Genomic DNA, 16,414 nt, shown 5'->3' on the forward strand with positions numbered 1-16,414 from the left:
GGAGAATCGTGAACGACTGGCACAGCTGGGCGGCGGTTGTCGTCTTCGTAGGCGCCTACGCCCTGATCATCAGCGAGAAGATCCATCGGGTCGCCGTCGCCCTCGGCGGCGCCGGCCTGATGCTCGCGATCCGCGCGACCGACGACGAGTCGGCCTTCTACTCGGAGCACTCCGGCGTCGACTGGAACGTCATCTTCCTGCTCATGGGCATGATGATGATCGTCGGGGTGCTGAAGACGACCGGCATGTTCGAGTATCTGGCGATCTGGTCGGTGAAGCGGGCCCAGGCCAAACCCTTCCGGGTGATGGTCATGCTGATCGTCATCACGGCCGTGGCCTCGGCGCTGCTGGACAACGTGACCACGGTGCTGCTGATCGCCCCGGTGACGTTCCTGGTGTGCGAGCGGCTGGGGCTGCCCGTCGCGCCGTTCCTGATCGCCGAGGTGCTGGCCTCGAACATCGGCGGCGCCGCGACCCTGGTCGGTGACCCGCCCAACATCATCATCGCCAGCCGCGCCGGACTGACCTTCAACGACTTCCTGGTCCACATGGCGCCCATCTCGGCCCTCCTGATCGTCGTGCTCATCGCCATGTGCCGGTTCATGTTCCGCAAGTCGTTCCTCTACGACCCGCAGCGCGCCGCGGAGATCATGGAGCTGGAGGAGCGGGAGGCCATCAAGGACCCGCGTCTGCTCCTCCAGGGCCTGGCGGTGCTGGCGCTGGTGGTGGCCGGCTTCGTGCTGCACCCGGTGCTGCACTACGAGCCCAGCGTGGTCGCCCTGCTCGGCGCCGGACTGCTCGTCGCGATCTCCAAGGCGGAGACCGGCGAGGTGCTGAAGGAGGTCGAGTGGGCCACCCTGGCCTTCTTCGCCGGCCTCTTCATCATGATCGGCGGCCTGATCGAGACCGGTGTGATCGGTGAGATCTCCACCACGCTGGCCGACGCGATCGGCGACAACGAGCTCGGCGGCTCGGTGATCCTGCTGGGCGCCTCCGCCGTTCTGTCCGGCATCGTGGACAACATCCCGTACGTCGCGACCATGGCGCCCATCACCAGCGACCTGGTGACGAGCATGGGCGGTGGCGGCGACCACGTCATGTGGTGGGCCCTCGCCCTCGGTGCCGACCTGGGCGGCAACGCCACCGCGATCGGCGCCAGCGCCAACGTCGTGGTCCTGGGCATCGCCGAGCGCAACCGCCAGCCGATCTCCTTCTGGCAGTTCACCAAGTACGGTCTCCTCGTCACCGCGGCGACCGTGGTGATCGCCCTCGGGTACGTGTGGCTGCGCTACTTCGCCCTCGCCTGACCTGAGCCCCATGCCAGGGACGTGATCTTGGGCGTGATCTGAGAGACACTCAGCTGGCCGGGGAGAGACGACCGTCTCTCCCCGGCCAGCTGAGTCATTCCAGGAACACGCCCTGATCCGGAGGTCCGGGACCCCATGGCCGTCATCCCCCAGCCCGCGCGCGGACTCCCGCCGCTGGGACACATGATCGTGTGCGGTGACGACGCTCTCGCCGAGCGGCTGGCCGCCGAGCTCACCACGGTGTACCGGGAGCGCGTCACGCTCGTCGTGCCCCCGGCGCGCGCTGCCGCTCCCGCCCAGCGGGCGCGCACCTCGGCACTGCTCAGCCGCATGCAGGCGGTGATGGGCCGCGCCGAGGCCAACGCGGCCGCGCCCCGGGTCGTCGAGGCGTCCGACATCGACGAGGCCACACTGGCGGAGGCCGGAGTGCGCGACGCGGCCGCGCTGGCGCTGGTGCACGACGACGACGAGACCAACATCCACGCCGCGCTCGCCGCCCGGCGGCTCAACCCCCGGCTGCGCCTGGTCATCCGGCTCTACAACCGCAAGCTGGGCCAGCACCTGGAGGAACTCCTCGACCAGGCCGCCGCGCTCGCCGTGCCCGGCCTGGACCCGGAGGCCCTGGACACCTCCACCACGGTGCTGTCCGACGCCGACACCGCCGCGCCCGCGCTGGCGGCCACCGCCATCGCCGGTACCAGCAAGGTCGTCCAGGCGGACGGGCTGCTGCTGCGCGCGGTCGAGCGGACGCCGCCGGGCCCGGGGGAGGTCGCCGACCCGGGGCTGTGCACGCTGGCCCTGCTCTCGTCGACCGTCAACGACCCGGCCGGCGCGGAGGGATCGGACGCCAGCGGCCGGTCCGGGCCGACCCTGCTGCCGGACGACGAGACGGTGGCCGCGGCCACCGGACGCGGCACGGTGGTGCTGGAGACCGTGGCGCACACCGCCGCCCTCCCCCCGCGCAGACGGCTCACCGGCCGCGGAGTGCCGCTCGGCTCGCTGTTCTCCCGCCGGCTGCGCTGGTCCCTGGCCGGGCTGGTGACCTGCGTCCTCGCCCTGGCCGTCGCCACCTGGTGGACCTCCGGGGGCCATCCGCTGCACGCCGGCTACATCACCCTGCTCGACCTGTTCGCCATCAACGACCCCGCGCTCGACGAGCCCTCGGCCCGCCAGGTGCTCCAGCTGCTGGCCGGGTTCGCCGGGCTGCTGCTCCTGCCCGTGCTGTTCGCGGCGGCCCTGGAGGCGCTCGGCACCTTCCGCTCGGCGTCCGCGCTGCGCCGCCCGCCCCGGGGGCTGTCCGACCATGTCGTCCTGCTGGGCCTCGGCAAGGTCGGCACCCGGGTGCTGGGCCGGCTGCGGGAGCTGGACATCCCCGTGGTGTGCGTCGAGGAGGACCCGGAGGCTCGGGGCATAGCCCTCGCCCGCCGGCTGCGCGTCCCCACCGTGATCGGCGACGTCACCCAGGAGGGCGTCCTGGAGGCCGCCCAGACCCACCGCGCGCACGCCCTGCTCGCCCTCACCAGCAGCGACACCACCAACCTGGAGGCGGCGCTGTACGCCCGCTCCGTCAAGCAGGACCTGCGGGTGGCGCTGCGCCTCTACGACGACGACTTCGCCGCGGCCGTCTACCGCACCCTGCGCGCCGCCCACCCCCAGGCCCTGACCCGCAGCCGCAGCGTGTCGACCCTCGCGGCGCCCGCCTTCGCCGGGGCGATGATGGGCCGGCAGATCCTCGGGGCGGTCCCCGTCGAGCGCCGGGTGCTGCTCTTCGCCGCGCTGAACGTCGCCGGGCATCCCCAGCTGGCCGGCCGCACCATCGCCGAGTCCTTCCGCCCCGGCGCCTGGCGCGTCGTCGCGCTGGACACGGCCGCCCCGGACGACCGCCTGCCCGACCTGGCCGCCGCCCCACCGCGCTACCGCGGCGCCCGCCCCGCCGGCCTCGTCTGGGACCTCCACCCCGGATACGTCCTGCGCCCCGAGGACCGGGTCGTCCTGGCCGCGACCCGTCAGGGCCTGGCCGAACTCCTGGGCCGCCGACCGCGCCGCCCCGGCATACGGCCGGCGGGCGCGTGAGGTGGCCGACGGGCCCGGCAACGGGCGCCTGCGCCCGTTGGCCGGCTTTCGCACCGTCGCGGTGCGACGCTGACGGCACGTGCCGGTCCGGCTGACGAGGAGGCCGCCGTGCGCGCTCGTGATCCGGCGGTCGGATACGCATCGGTGAGCGTCGACAGTCGTGCCCCGGCCGCGGCCCGGCCGATGGCCGAGCACAGGCTGCCCGGCCTGCTGGTGCTCGACGACCGCTCTGCGCGGCACTGGTCGGCCGCACCGTCGGGGACTGCCGCCCAGCAGGGCGAGCCCGCCACCGGTCGCCGACGCGGACGACACCGCACCGGAGGTCGCCACGCTGATGGCACGGACCCACAGCCCGGTGGTCGCGGTCGCCGACCGCACCGAGCCGGGCCCCGGCACCCGCAAACCCCCACGCCACCCACCTCCTCGGCGTGATCACCGCCTCCGTGAGGGCCGCCGTCGCCTCACCGTTCGGGCCCGCAGGCGCGCCGGAGCCGGCGGCGGTCGCGGCGGATCAGGACCGCCGTGCTGACGGCGACGATCAGGACGGCCGCGCCGAGGGGTGCCAGATAGGGGATCATCAGCGCTCCTGCCGGCCGGCCGCGTGCCGTGCGTGCGGGTTGGCGACCAGGTGGCGCGGGTCGGTCGCGCGGGTGATCGCCGACTCGACGGCGGCGATCCGGTCGCCGAGCAGCGCCAGGGCCGCCACGGCACGGCCGAGCGCGTCGTCCTCGGGGCCGCCCAGCGCCCGGGTACGGACGTAGGCGGCCTTCAGCTCCGCCCAGCGCCCGGCCTGCGCCGCGGTCAGCGTGCCGCGCAGCTCGGCCAGTTTCAGCAGGTTGGCCTCGGCGCCCGTGGTGAGGGTCTGGGCCTCGGCCGTGTAGTGGTCGTCGATCAGCGCGGCCAGCTCGGCGTCGTTCATGACGGGCTGGATGCGCTGGGCGATCTTGTTCATGTTGCGGTACGACCCCTGGAGCTGGAAGGGCGGTTCGGCGCGGCTGTCGTCGGACTGGGCGGCGGAGGCGATGTAGGCGGCGTTGACCGCCAGGACCGTCTCGCGGGCCGTCAGCAGATGACGCAGCACGGCCAGGATCCGCTCCAGCTCGGCGGGCGCGTACGGGTGGCTCAGCCGGTCGGCGCGGACCGTCGAGTCACCCCGGGCGAGCCGGACCAGCAGGTCCAGGTCGGCGCGGTCACGGCCGGCCAGCGGGGCGAGGACCGGGTTGGCGGTCAGCGCGTTCTCCAGGAAGCTCAGCGCGAACGCGTCCTCCTTGCCGGTGAGCACATCGCCGAGGTTCCACACGTCGGCGCGGTTGGCGAGCATGTCGGGCACCCGGAACAGGCCACCGGACTCGGTGTACGGGTTGCCGGCCATGCACACCGCGAACCGCTTGCCGCGCAGGTCGTAGGTCCGCGGCTCGCCGCCCCGCACGCCCTCGATCCGGCGGGTGGCGTCGCACAGCGGGATGAACCGCTGCAGCAGCTCGGGCGAGGTGTGCTGGATGTCGTCGAGGTAGAGCAGGGTGTTGTTGCCGGTCTCCAACGCGAAGTTGATCTTCTCGACCTCCTGGCGGGCGGTCGCGTTCGGCGCTTCCGCCGGGTCCAGGGAGGTGACGCCGTGCCCCAGCGCCGGCCCGTTGACCTTCACCAGCACCAGTCCGAGCCGGTCGGCGACGTACTCCATCAGCGTCGTCTTGCCGTAACCCGGCGGCGAGATGAGCAGCAGCAGGCCCCCCGTGTCGGTGCGCTTGGCGTCTCCCGTGCTGCCGAGCTGCTTGGCCAGGTTGTCACCGATCAGCGGCAGATACACCTCGTCGATCAGCCGGCTCCGCACGAACGCCGACATCACCCGGGGCCGGTACTCGTCCAGCCGGAGCCGCGTGCGCTCCGCGGCCACCAGAGCCGTACGACGCCGCTGGTAGGCACGGTGGGCGGGGACCTCGCCCTCCCGGAACCGCCGGGTGCGGGCGAGGAGTTCGTCGACCCGGACGGTGAGCGTACGACCGTCGAGGCGCGGGTGGGCACCGAGCAGCCCTTCGACGGTCTCACTCAGCGGCACCTCCGACTCGTACCGCGTCAACTCCGGGCAGAGCTCGGCGGCGACCGCCTCGGCGAGGTCGCCGGGGGCGACTTCCGTGCCGGTGGCAGTGGTGTACGCGGTCAGCCACGCCTCGACCAGCTGCTTACGGGCGGCAAGGTCATCGAGCGCGGCAAGGTCGTCCTCGTAAGCCGAAGTACCCACGGCACGCCGAAACTTGTCCAGCAGCGTACGAGCGCCCCCGCTGACGACGAACCCATCGGGCGCGCCGGTCAGCTCCTCAAAGAGGTATTCAGCAGCGTCCTTCAGGGGCGCGGGGCTGTCTCCATCAGCGGCTCCGCCGCGGGGCGCGACCAGCCCCCACCGGCCGGTAGACGACCAACGACCCATCGCCTCCCCCAGCTCCCCCTGCAAATCGGCGATGGCGGGCGCCAGCCCAAACGTGTCCCGAGCCCGAGCCATCGACACCGCACGCCGCGTCCAACTCCCACGCTCCTCCCCCGTCGTGCCATGCGCCCAAAAGATCTGCGCCACAGCCCGAGCGGCAGGCTCGTACCGCAACAACCCGGCACCCTCACGCAGGCGCAGCAACACCGTCAGGATCAGCGTCGCGTCATGGTCATGAACCCCCCGCTCATACCCCTCGTCGTACGCCGCCTCCGCCGCCCGGCGGACCAGGCCGGGCAGGTCGACGCACTCCGCCAAGGAGACCGCGCCGTGCTCCTCCAGCAACCGCGCCGCGAGGTACTCCGCGCGGTAGACCTCGGGGGACTCCGACGGCAGCGGCCGGTCCCAGTACGGCCGCGTCTCCGCGAAGCCGGGGTCGGTCACCGGCGCCCGGTAGTCCGTGCCGGTCAGCGCGAAGGCCAGCCCGTCGCCGTGCGGGACCAGCGTCAGGTCCAGCGGCTGCGTGTTGACCGCGAACCGGTGGCTGCCGAGACGGATCGTGCGCCCGCCGTCGGCGTACAGGTCGGCCCGGTCACGCAGTGCGCGCAGCGCCTCCTGGCGGGCCGACTTCAGGCGGCCGTCGAGTTCCTCCGCCCGCACGGCGTCGCCGAGTTCGCGCAGTTCGTCGGCGATGCGGCGGACCTTGGCCGGCATCGGGTCGGAGGTGAAGTACGTGGCGACCGCGTCCGCGTCGGCGAGCGTGGCGGCACGGCGGGACACCGTCTGCAGGACACGGTTCGCCGAGTCGGCGAGCCGCTCGGCACGACGGGCACGCGCGTCGGCCAGCGTCTGCTTGCGCGCGGAGAACGCCTCGTGGACCTCGTCGCGCTTGTCGGCCAGCTCGCCGAGGAAGTCGTCGAACTCGGCGAACCGGGATTCCAGGTTCTCGACCCGCACCAGCATCCGGGCGAGCTGCTCGTCGCAGGCGTCGGGCGTGTCGGCGGCCGCGAGCGCGCCGGTGACGGCCTGGCCGAGCAGGGCGAACTCGGCGGCGAACGCGGCGCGTCCCTCGGAGTCGAGGAGGGCGCGGCGCCGGCCGTCGAGGGTGGCGCGGGCGCGGTTGACGCCGCCGAGGGCCTCGGCGATCCGCTCCAGAATGGACGTGCGGACGGTGGCGTCGCCGATGTCGAGGCCGGCGACGACCTCGGTCACGGTGCTCAGCCCGTCGGCGAGTTCGTCGAGGCGGGCGGTCACCGGCGCGGCCTCGGCGACGGTGGTGATCGCCTCGGCGTCGGTGACGAGCTGCTCGATGTCGGCCTGGTGGTCGGCGAACGCGTCCTCGCGGGCGAGGTGCTCGACGGCCCGTCGGCCGAAGGTGGCGAGGTCGGCCTCGACGTCGGCGGCGAGTTCGTCGATGCGCGCGGTGTCCGCGTACCGCAGGTCCTTGAGGGTGAGCAGGTGCCCCTGGGCGTGCCGGAGTTCGGTCAGTCCGGTGACCCAGGCGGCGGCACCGCGGGGCGCCTCGCCGCGCAGTCGTCGTACGACGGCGGCGACCTGGGCGGCGGCGTCGCCGAGCGCCTCGGCGGCCTGCCGGGTGAGCGCCTGGACGGTCTCGAACTCGGCGAGCACCTGCTGGGCGGTGACCCGGACCTGCGCCAACGGGTCGAGCAGCGCGCCGAGTTCGGGGTCGCCCAGCCAGTGGTAGGAGTCGGCGGCGCGGACGCAGGCGGCGGCCAGTGCCTCGTAGACCTCGCTGGTGGGTGTCGTCTCCGCGACCGCCCGGGTGAGGGACAGGCAGTCGGAGATGCCGCGTACGAGGTCGGCGTTGCCGACGCGGGCGAGCGGGCCGGTGCCGACGGGGCGGGCGGCGGCGTGGGTGTCGGAGACGTACGGGGAGTTCCACAGCTGGACGGGGTGCACCCGCTGCGGCTCGTCGCTGTCGGCCCGCAGCACGACGAGGGCGCCGTCGTCGAAGAGCGCCCAGCCGTGACAGGACAGGGGGGTGGCGACCTCCTTGCGGATCATGTTGTACGGCAGCAGCAGGCTGCGGCCCTCCACGCGCGCGTGGAAGGCGAACAGGACGTCCTCGCCGTTCGGGGAGCGGACCATCCGCTCGAACTCCAGGTCCGCCGTGTCGATGCCGTCGAAGGTCTTGTGGCTGCCCGTGGCCAGGCAGTAGCCGCCGGGGAAGACGATGCCCTGGTCCTCGGGCAGCCTGCGGCACGCCTGACCGATGCCGTCCAGGCGGACGACGGTCCTGGTGAGGGTGTTGAAGACCAGGTGGCGGTGGACGTCCTCCTTGTAGGGCAGGATGCGCAGCAGGATGAGCGCGCCCACGCGCGCGTACGCGATGTCGGCGTCGGCGAGCGACTGCAGCGGCTCGTCGACCGACTCCGCGTAGACGCCCTCGCCCGTCTCGGTGTTGTTCTCGACCTTGACGGTGAGGGTGCCGCCGACGGTCTCGACGAAGACCTCACCCGCGATCGAGACGTGCGGGTGGCGGCCGAGGACGTGGTCCTCGCGGGTCGTGGCGGTCCACTCGAAGTCGTGGGGGGCGGGCAGGACGTGGTCGCGGTCGCCGCGCGCGTCGAGGAACGTGGCCTGTCCGTCGTCGGTGAGCGCCCAGCGCAGCACCCGGATGTCGCCGGCCTTCTCGCCGGTCTGGAAGACGGCCAGCAGCTTGCCGTCGACGTGGCGCAGCTGGAGCAGGTGGGCCTGGCGGTAGTAGCGGTAGAGGGCGGCGAACTCGCGGACGAAGGCGGGGTCGTCGAGCAGGCCGGGCACGGCGTCGTCGGGCAGCCGGTTCAGGTCGCGGTCGTGCAGGGCGAAGACGTCGGCGACGGTGGTCTCCGGCTTGAGGCCGAGGAAGACGTTGTAGCCGAAGAGCAGGGTGTCGCCGACGGAGACGATGTCTCGTGGCACGCAGTGGTGCTCGGTGCGCAGCCGCTCGGTGCCGGCGAGTTCCAGTCGTGTCGAGCCGAACTCCTCGACGCGCCGGGCGTTCAGTGCCTCGGCGCGGCGGGCGAGTTCGGCGGCCTGCGCGGTGAGACGGTCGCGCAGCACCTCGTAGGTGCCGGTGTCCAGGCCGGTGGTCATGGGTCCCTCTCAGGAAGTCGCGGGAATGCGCGGTCCGGAGCCGCCGTCCCCCGTACGACGGCTCCGGACCGCGAACTGTCATGCCTTGGCGCTGCTGCCGTTCAGGGCGGCCAGCGGCAGGTCGGCGAGGCCCAGCTCGCCCGCCTTGTCGAGCAGTTGCTGGAACTGCCCGGCGCTGGTGCCGCCGCTCCTCATCAGCTTCATCAGCAGCGCGGACACGGTCAGGTTCTGCACGTCGGCCGTGGAGACCGAGCCGAGGACGCGGCTCAGGTCGTCGGTGAAGCTCGACGTGCCGTCCAGCCAGGGCTTCGCCAGGGCCTGGGCGGTCTCGGAGTTCTGGACGAACCCGTCGACGCCCTTGCCGAGCGCGATGGAGGACATCAGCCGGTCGAAGAAGACGGACTCCCCGCCGACGATGTCGATGTCGGCGTGCTCCAGGCCGGTGGCGAGCACGCTCGCCTGCGCCTCAGCGACCTGCCGCTGCGCCTCCAGACCGGCCAGCCGGATCTCCTTCTCCGCCTCCAGGCGCAGCCGGTACTCCTCGTGCGCGCGGGACGCCTCGTCGAGCGCGGCCATCGCGGCGGCCTTCTCGGTGAGTCCGGCGGCCTCGGCCTTCAGCTTCTCGCCGATCGCCGCGGCGTCCGCCTCGGCCTGCGCCTGGGCACCGGCGGCCTCGGCGAGCGCCATGGCCCGGGCACCGGCGGCCTCCGCCTGGAGCTTCTCGGCGAGCGCGGCGGCCTGCGCCTTGGCGCCCTCGGCCTCGGCCTGGAGCTTCTCCGCGAGGGCGGCGGCCTGCGCCTTGGCGCCCTCCGCCTCGGCCAGGGCCTTCGCCCGGGTGCCCTCGGCCTCCGCGCGCAGCCGTGCCTCGGCGGCCTCGGCCTCGGCGCGGCCGGCCTTCTCGATGACCTCGGCCTCCTTGTCGCGGACCTGGACGGCGGCCAGGCCCTCGGCGGCGGCCTCGGCCTGGATGCCCTCGGCGAGCCGCAGCTTGGCCTGGGCATCGAGGTCGGCGCTCTTCAACCGGGCCTCGGCGAGGGTGAGTTCCTCGGCGGCGCGGTGCACGGCGGCCTGCTCGGCGGCCTCCGCGGCCTTGATGTCCTTGACCAGCTTCTCCTGCGCCTCGGCCTCGGCGGCGATGATGACGGCCTGCCGCTCCCGCTCCGCCTCCTCCACGGCGCGCAGCTTCTTGATGGACTCCTCCTGCTCGGCGACCGTACGGTCCACGGCGACCCGCTCGCGGACGACCTCGGCGATCTCCCGCTTCTCCGCCTCGACCTCCTTCGACGCGGCGATCTTCGTCAGTTCGGTCTCCCGCTCCCGGGCGATGACCTCGAGGAGCCGGTCCTTCTCGATGCGCTCGTTCTCGATGGCGATGACCCGCTCGCGGTTCTTCGCGGCGACGGCGACCTCACGCGCCTGGTTCTCGCGCTGCACACCGAGCTGTTCCTCGGTCTTGAGGAAGGCGCTCTGCGCCCGCAGCCGCTCCTCCTCGACGACCCGCGCGGTCTCGGCCTCCTCGCGGGCGCGTACGGTCTCGATCTCCCGCTTCTGCTTGATCTCGGCGTCGACCTGGCGGCGCTCCAGCTCCAGGATGGCCTCGCGGGCGTCGACGTTCTGCCGGGTGATCTCCTTCTCCTCGGTGCGCTGGGCCTCGTTGGTGCGCACGTGCTCCACGGCCGTCAGCTCGGTGATCTTGCGGATGCCCTGGGCGTCGAGGACGTTGGCGGGGTCGAGCTGGCCGACCGGCGTCTGCTCCAGGTAGTCGATCGCCGCGTCCTCCAGGTGGTAGCCGTTGAGGTCGACGCCGATGACCTCGATGATCCGGTACCGCAGCTCCTCGCGCTTGGTGTAGAGGTCGGTGAAGTCCATCTGCTTGCCGACGGTCTTCAGCGCCTCGGAGAACTTGGCGTGGAACAGCTCCTGAAGGGTGTTGCGGTCGCTGGCCCGCGCGGTGCCCACGGCCTGGGCGACCCGGATGACGTCCTCGACGGTCTTGTTGACCTTGACGAAGAACGAGATGCGGATGTCGGCGCGGATGTTGTCCCTGCAGATCAGACCCTCCCGGCCGGCCCGGGTGATCTCGATGGTCTTCACCGAGATGTCCATCACCTCGGCCTTGTGCAGCACGGGCAGCACGACCTGCCCGGTGAAGGTCACGTCGACCTTGCGCATCTTGGAGACGATCAGTGCCTTGCCCTGTTCGACCTTGCGGAACAGCCGGGCGACGATCAGCACGACGGCGACGACGAGCACGACGGCGACGAGCGCGGCGATGCCCAGGGTGATGGGATTCATGGCGAATGTCCTTGGCAGGTGAAGAGGTCGACGGCCCGCGGCGCCCAGAGGGCTCGGGCAGGCTTGCAGGACCTCGGAAGACTGAGGTGTGAGGCTGGGGTGTGCGGCCGAGGAGGCGCGGCTCAGCCGGCCGGCGCAGTTCGCCCGGCGGGCCCGGGTTCGTCCGGGTCGAGGCGGTGCGGCGAACGCGTGAAGTGGCCGGTCACGATCGTCGGTGAGTTCCGCACGTCCTGGCCCCCTTTCCCGCTGACGGCGCGCGTGGACGGGTGCACGGCTCCCCTCCGGGTCCCGATGCGGGCATCTGCCGGTGTCCGGCATCGGAACCCTGTGCCGTGCTCCCCGCAGCCCATGGTGCCCTGCGGACAGCCACCCCCGCATTGCCGGATTCCGGCAGCGTTCACTAAGGTCTGCATGCCGGTGACCGCTAAGGAACCGTCACCGGCGCGTCAAGGAAGCCAGGGGGCGTTGTGACGGACCGGGACATTCCCGAGGAGTATCTGGACGGCTACGCCAAGATCCTGGCCGAGGTCTCGGCCACGGGGCGGCGCCTCACCCGGGAGGAGCTGGTCTCCCGGCGTGCGCTGGGGGAACTCGCCGCGGACGCCGGTTACGGTCTGCGGGCCCTGATCAGCGCACATCTGACGGCGGCTCGTGCGGCCTGGCCGAGCACGCCCGGTTCGGCGGACGGCGCGCTCGCCGCCGTACAGCAGGCCGTGGACGCCTTCGCCGAGGGCTATGAGCACGCACAGCGGCTGGCGGTGCGTCAGGAGGAGGCGGCGCGGCGGGAGTTCATCGACGACCTGCTCTACGGGCGCAGCGACCTGGGTCGGCTCGCCGAGCGCGCCGAGCGGTTCGGGCTGCGTCTGGCGCACGCGCACGCGGTGGCCGTGGCGCAGGGGGCGGCGGCGTACGACGAGGGTGATCCGGTGGCCCGGCGGGTGGAGCACGCGCTGATCTCGCGGTTCGGCGACCGCAGCATCCTGCTCACCACCAAGGACGGCCGGCTGCTGTGCATCGCGCCCGGCCATCAGGACGAGGTGCTCACCCACTTCGCGAAGCAGGCGCACGCCGCGACCGACGGCGGCCAGGTCGCCATCGGCCGCCCGCAGCCCGGCGCCGGCGGGGTCGTCCAGTCGTACGAGGAGGCGTTGAACACCCTGGAGATGGCCGGGCGGCTCGGCCTGGACGATCCGGTCCTGCGCGCGTCCGACCTGCTGGTCTACCCGGTACTGACCCGTGACCGCCAGGCGATGGCCGACCTGGTCCTCAACACCCTCGGCCCGCTCGTCACGGCCCGCGGCGGAGCCGAGCCGCTCCTGGACACGCTCACCGCGTACTTCGACTCGGGCTGCGTCGCCGCCGAGGCCGCCCGTCGTCTCTCCCTCAGCGTCCGGGCCCTGACCTACCGCCTGGAACGCATCCACAAGCTCACCGGCGCCAACCCGGCCGACCCGGCGCACCGCTACATGCTGCAGACCGCGGTCATCGGCGCCCGCCTGCTGGACTGGCCGGCCAACGGGGTCTGACCGCGTGGTCAGCCCTGCCGCAGGGTGACCGGCGGCCGCGGCGCGTACGGAGCGCGTCCTCGATCGTCGCTTCTTCGGTGGCGAGTCCGCGACGGGCGTCGACGAACCGTCGTGGAGTCGTCCCGGTGTTGTCACGCCGTGCGGCTCCCCTCTGGTGGCGGCGCACCGGCGGGCGCATCGTCGAGTCCAGGACGGACGGCCCGTACGGCCGGCCCCTCGACGCGGAGGTGCGCCATGTGTTCCCACCAGTCCTCGGCCCCGTCGGCCGGTGTCCCCACCGCGCATGTCGTCGCCGCCCACCCCGAGCAGGGCTGGAGCCTGCTGTGCGACGGCACGATCGTCTTCGACGACTCCGGCGAGCTGCTGCCGGACGGCAGGGTGGTCGAGCCGTACCGGCTGGTGGTGGCCGCCTGAGGTCTCACTCGGGCAGTACCGCGAAACCGTCCAGCTCCACCAGCGCCTGCTCGTCCCAGAGTCGTACGATGCCGACGACCGCCATGGCCGGATAGTCCCGCCCGGCCAAGGAACGCCAGACGCGGCCCAGTTCGGCGGCCTGGGCGCGGTAGGCGGCGACGTCCGTGACGTACACCGTGACCCGCGCCAGGTCCCCGGGCGTCCCGCCCGCCGCGGCGAGCGCGGTGAGCAGATTGGCGAGCGCCCGCTCGAACTGCTCGCGCAGCGACGCCCCTACGACCTTGCCGCCGCCGTCGAGCGCGGTCTGGCCCGCGAGGAAGACCACCCGGGAGCCGGTGGCGACCACGGCGTGCGAGAAGCCGGCCGGCGGGGACAGCTCCGGTGGGTTGACCCGCCGCACGCTCACTCGGCCACCTGCCGGTTCCGGTACAACTCGCGGGCGATGATGGACCGTTGGACCTCGCTCGCCCCTTCGTAGATCCGCGGCGCCCGCACCTCCCGGTAGAGGTGTTCGAGCAGATGCCCGCGGCGCAGCGCGCGGGCGCCGTGCAACTGGACGGCGGTGTCGACGACGTACTGCGCGGTCTCGGTGGCGAGCAGTTTCGCCATCGCGGCGCGCCGGGGGACGTCGGGGGCGCCGGAGTCGTACGCCGCGGCCGCCGCGTAGACCATCAGACGGGCCGCCTCGGTGCGCAGGGCCATCTCGGCGACCTGGTGGGAGACGGCCTGAAGGTCCCTCAACTTGCCGCCGAACGCGTCGCGTCGCGCGGTGTGGTCCAGGGTCGCGTCCAGGGCGGCCTGCGCCATGCCGACCGCGAAGGCTCCGACGCTGGGCCGGAACAGGTCGAGGGTGGCCATCGCCACCCGGAAGCCGCCGTCGACCTCGCCCAGCACGTCCTCGGCGGTGACGGGTACGGCGTCGAAGTCGAGCGCGCCGACGGGGTGCGGGGAGAGCATGTCGAGGCCGGTGCCGGTGAGGCCGGGACGGTCGGCGGGGACGAGGAACGCGGTCACGCCACGGGCGCCCGCGCCGGCCGTCGTACGGGCGAAGACGGTGTAGAGGTCGGCCTCGGGCGCGTTGGAGATCCAGCACTTCTCACCGCTGAGCCGCCAGCGGGAGGGTCCGTCGGGCTCGGCGGTCAGGGACAGCGCCGCCGCGTCCGAGCCCGCGCCCGGCTCGCTCAGGGCGAAGGCGGCCACCGCGCTGCCCTCCGCCACGGCGGGCAGCCAGCGGGCCCGCTGCTCCTCGCTGCCGTGGGCGTGGACGGGGTGGGCGCCGAGTCCCTGGAGGGCGAGGGCCGTCTCCGCCTCCGTACAGGCGTAGGCCAGGGACTCACGCATCAGGCAGAGGTCGACGGCGCCGGAGGTGAACAGTCGGGCGAGCAGTCCGAGGCGGCCGAGTTCGGCCACGAGGGGGCGGTTGACGCGGCCGGGTTCGCCCTTCTCGGCCGGCGGGCGCAGTTGGCCGGCGGCGAGGGCGCGCAGCTCGGCACACCAGGCGGTCTGTGCGGGTTCGAGCGAGAATGCGGACATTGCCGTCCCCTTCACCGGACTTCCCGGGCTCTCCCAGACTCCCCCGGGCTCTCCTGGACACTCCTGCGACCATATCGCGTGCTGTTGACTGTCGTCACCGACACGATACGCTCCGAGTGCGAGCCCACCACACCAAGGGGGCGAACCGCCATGAACGTCTCGGCCCATGTCGACACCTTCGCGCGCGACCATCTCCCGCCGCCCGAGCAGTGGCCCGAACTGACCTTCGACCTGCCGGAGCTGCGCTACCCCGGACGGCTCAACTGCGCCGCCGAACTCCTCGACCACGCCGCCGTGGACCGCCCGGTCTTCCACACCCCGGACACCACCTGGACGTACGGCGGACTGCGCGCCCGCGTCGACCGGCTCGCGCATGTGCTCACCGGGGAGCTGGGCGTCGTCCCCGGGCAGCGGGTGCTGCTGCGCGGGCCGACCTCGCCGTGGCTGGCCGCCTGCTGGCTCGCGGTGCTGAAGGCGGGCGCGGTCGCGGTCACCGTCCTGGCCCAGCAGCGGCCGCACGAGCTGCGCACGATGTGCGAGATCGCCCGGGTGGAGTACGCGCTGTGCGACGCGCGCTGTGTCGACGACCTCGCCAAGGCGGACGTACCGGGGCTGCGCATCGCCACGTACGGCGGTGACACCCCGGACGACCTGCTGCGCCGCCCGGCGCCGGACACGCCGTACACGGCCGTGGACACCGCGGCCGACGACGTGGCGCTGATCGCCTTCACCTCCGGCACCACGGGCCGCCCGAAGGGGTGCATGCACTTCCACCGGGACGTGCTGGCGATCGCGGACACCTTCGCCCGGCATGTGCTCAGGCCGCACGCCGACGACGTCTTCGCCGGCAGTCCCCCGCTCGGCTTCACCTTCGGCCTGGGCGGTCTGGTCGTCTTCCCGATGCGGGTCGGCGCCAGCGCGCTGCTGCTCGAACAGGCGGGCCCGAGGCAGCTGTTGCCGGCGATCGTCGAGCACCGGGTGTCGGTGCTGTTCACCGCGCCGACCGCGTACCGGGCGATGCTCGCCGACCTGGACGGGCAGGACGTCTCCTGTCTGCGCCGCTGCGTCTCGGCCGGCGAGAACCTGCCCGCGGCCACCTGGCGGGCCTGGCACGAGCGCACCGGGCTGCGCATCATCAACGGCATCGGCGCCACCGAGCTTCTGCACATCTTCATCTCGGCGGCCGACGACGACATCCGGCCGGGCACGACCGGCCTCCCGGTCCCCGGCTGGCAGGCGCGGGTGCAGGACGCGCGCGGCGAACCCGTGCCCGACGGGGACCCCGGACTGCTCGCGGTGCGCGGCCCGGTCGGCTGCCGGTACCTCGCCGACCCGCGCCAGCGTGACTACGTACGCGACGGCTGGAACGTCACCGGGGACACCTATGTCCGCGAGCCCGACGGCTATTTCCGGTACGTGGCCCGCGCCGACGACATGATCATCTCGGCCGGGTACAACATCGCCGGACCGGAGGTCGAGGAGGCTCTGCTGCGCCATCCGGACGTCGTCGAGGCGGCCGTCGTGGGGCGGCCGGACGAGGCGCGCGGGCAGGTCGTGGTCGCGTACGCGGTGCTGCGGGAGGGCGCCCGGCGGGACGCGCAGGCGCTGCGCGGCTTCGTCAAGGGGGAGCTGACGCCGTACAAGTGTCCGCGCGAGATCGTGTTCCTCGACGCGCTGCCGCGCACCGCCACCGGCAAACTGCAGCGGTTCCGCCTGCGCACCGGGGGTGACCAGCCGTGATGCCGACG

At 72.9% G+C, this 16,414-nt stretch carries 9 protein-coding genes; 5 read left to right on the forward strand and 4 right to left on the reverse strand.

Translation table 11 applies throughout. The features are described from left to right. Window positions 1-8: 8 nt before the first annotated feature. Window positions 9-1,307 (forward strand): SLC13 family permease, encoded by a 1,299-nt coding sequence (locus ACH5AC_RS14705; RefSeq protein WP_398862117.1) that lies wholly within the window; start codon window positions 9-11, stop codon window positions 1,305-1,307. Window positions 1,308-1,442: 135 nt separating this feature from the next. Next, complete coding sequence (locus tag ACH5AC_RS14710) at window positions 1,443-3,380, forward strand: NAD-binding protein (protein ID WP_398862118.1); 1,938 nt, start codon at window positions 1,443-1,445, stop codon at window positions 3,378-3,380. A 577-nt stretch (window positions 3,381-3,957) separates the two neighbouring features. Here ACH5AC_RS14710 and ACH5AC_RS14715 read toward each other — a convergent pair. Both ACH5AC_RS14715 and ACH5AC_RS14720 read right to left on the reverse strand, forming a co-directional pair. After that, on the reverse strand, window positions 3,958-8,898 hold the full coding sequence (locus ACH5AC_RS14715) for a DNA repair ATPase (protein WP_398862119.1): 4,941 nt from the start codon (window positions 8,896-8,898) through the stop codon (window positions 3,958-3,960). A gap of 78 nt (window positions 8,899-8,976) precedes the next feature. Beyond that, window positions 8,977-11,193, reverse strand: a complete 2,217-nt coding sequence (locus tag ACH5AC_RS14720; RefSeq protein ID WP_398862121.1) for a flotillin family protein — start codon at window positions 11,191-11,193, stop codon at window positions 8,977-8,979. Between the two features lie 467 nt (window positions 11,194-11,660). On the opposite strand from ACH5AC_RS14720, the gene ACH5AC_RS14725 reads away from it, so the two are divergent. Next, a complete protein-coding gene (locus ACH5AC_RS14725) occupies window positions 11,661-12,719 on the forward strand; it encodes a PucR family transcriptional regulator (protein ID WP_398862122.1) in 1,059 nt (352 codons plus the stop codon). Window positions 12,720-12,953: 234 nt separating this feature from the next. Further along, window positions 12,954-13,133: a DUF5999 family protein gene (locus tag ACH5AC_RS14730; protein WP_398862123.1), complete on the forward strand. Its 180-nt coding sequence runs from the start codon at window positions 12,954-12,956 to the stop codon at window positions 13,131-13,133. A 4-nt stretch (window positions 13,134-13,137) separates the two neighbouring features. On the opposite strand, the gene ACH5AC_RS14735 is transcribed toward ACH5AC_RS14730, so the two are convergent. Then, the gene (locus tag ACH5AC_RS14735) at window positions 13,138-13,539 is read right to left on the reverse strand and encodes a RidA family protein (protein ID WP_398862124.1); all 402 of its coding nucleotides are present in this window, start codon (window positions 13,537-13,539) and stop codon (window positions 13,138-13,140) included. Then, window positions 13,536-14,666, reverse strand: coding sequence for an acyl-CoA dehydrogenase family protein (locus ACH5AC_RS14740; protein WP_398862125.1), 1,131 nt, complete (start codon window positions 14,664-14,666; stop codon window positions 13,536-13,538). The genes ACH5AC_RS14735 and ACH5AC_RS14740 overlap by 4 nt, the downstream gene beginning before the upstream one ends. A gap of 150 nt (window positions 14,667-14,816) precedes the next feature. On the opposite strand from ACH5AC_RS14740, the gene ACH5AC_RS14745 reads away from it, so the two are divergent. Beyond that, on the forward strand, window positions 14,817-16,406 hold the full coding sequence (locus ACH5AC_RS14745; protein WP_398862126.1) for an AMP-binding protein: 1,590 nt from the start codon (window positions 14,817-14,819) through the stop codon (window positions 16,404-16,406). The last annotated feature ends 8 nt before the right edge of the window (window positions 16,407-16,414 follow it).

The organism is Streptomyces sp. NPDC018693 (assembly GCF_044391385.1).
Lineage (GTDB): Bacteria > Actinomycetota > Actinomycetes > Streptomycetales > Streptomycetaceae > Streptomyces.

Excerpts from the sequence above, each read along its gene's own strand:
- ACH5AC_RS14730 (WP_398862123.1), top strand. The coding sequence starts at position 12,954 with ATGTGTTCCCACCAGTCCTCGGCCCCGTCGGCCGGTGTCCCCACCGCG.
- ACH5AC_RS14710 (WP_398862118.1), top strand. The coding sequence starts at position 1,443 with ATGGCCGTCATCCCCCAGCCCGCGCGCGGACTCCCGCCGCTGGGACAC.
- ACH5AC_RS14745 (WP_398862126.1), top strand. The coding sequence starts at position 14,817 with ATGAACGTCTCGGCCCATGTCGACACCTTCGCGCGCGACCATCTCCCG.
- ACH5AC_RS14720 (WP_398862121.1), bottom strand. The coding sequence starts at position 11,193 with ATGAATCCCATCACCCTGGGCATCGCCGCGCTCGTCGCCGTCGTGCTC.
- ACH5AC_RS14740 (WP_398862125.1), bottom strand. The coding sequence starts at position 14,666 with ATGTCCGCATTCTCGCTCGAACCCGCACAGACCGCCTGGTGTGCCGAG.
- ACH5AC_RS14715 (WP_398862119.1), bottom strand. The coding sequence starts at position 8,898 with ATGACCACCGGCCTGGACACCGGCACCTACGAGGTGCTGCGCGACCGT.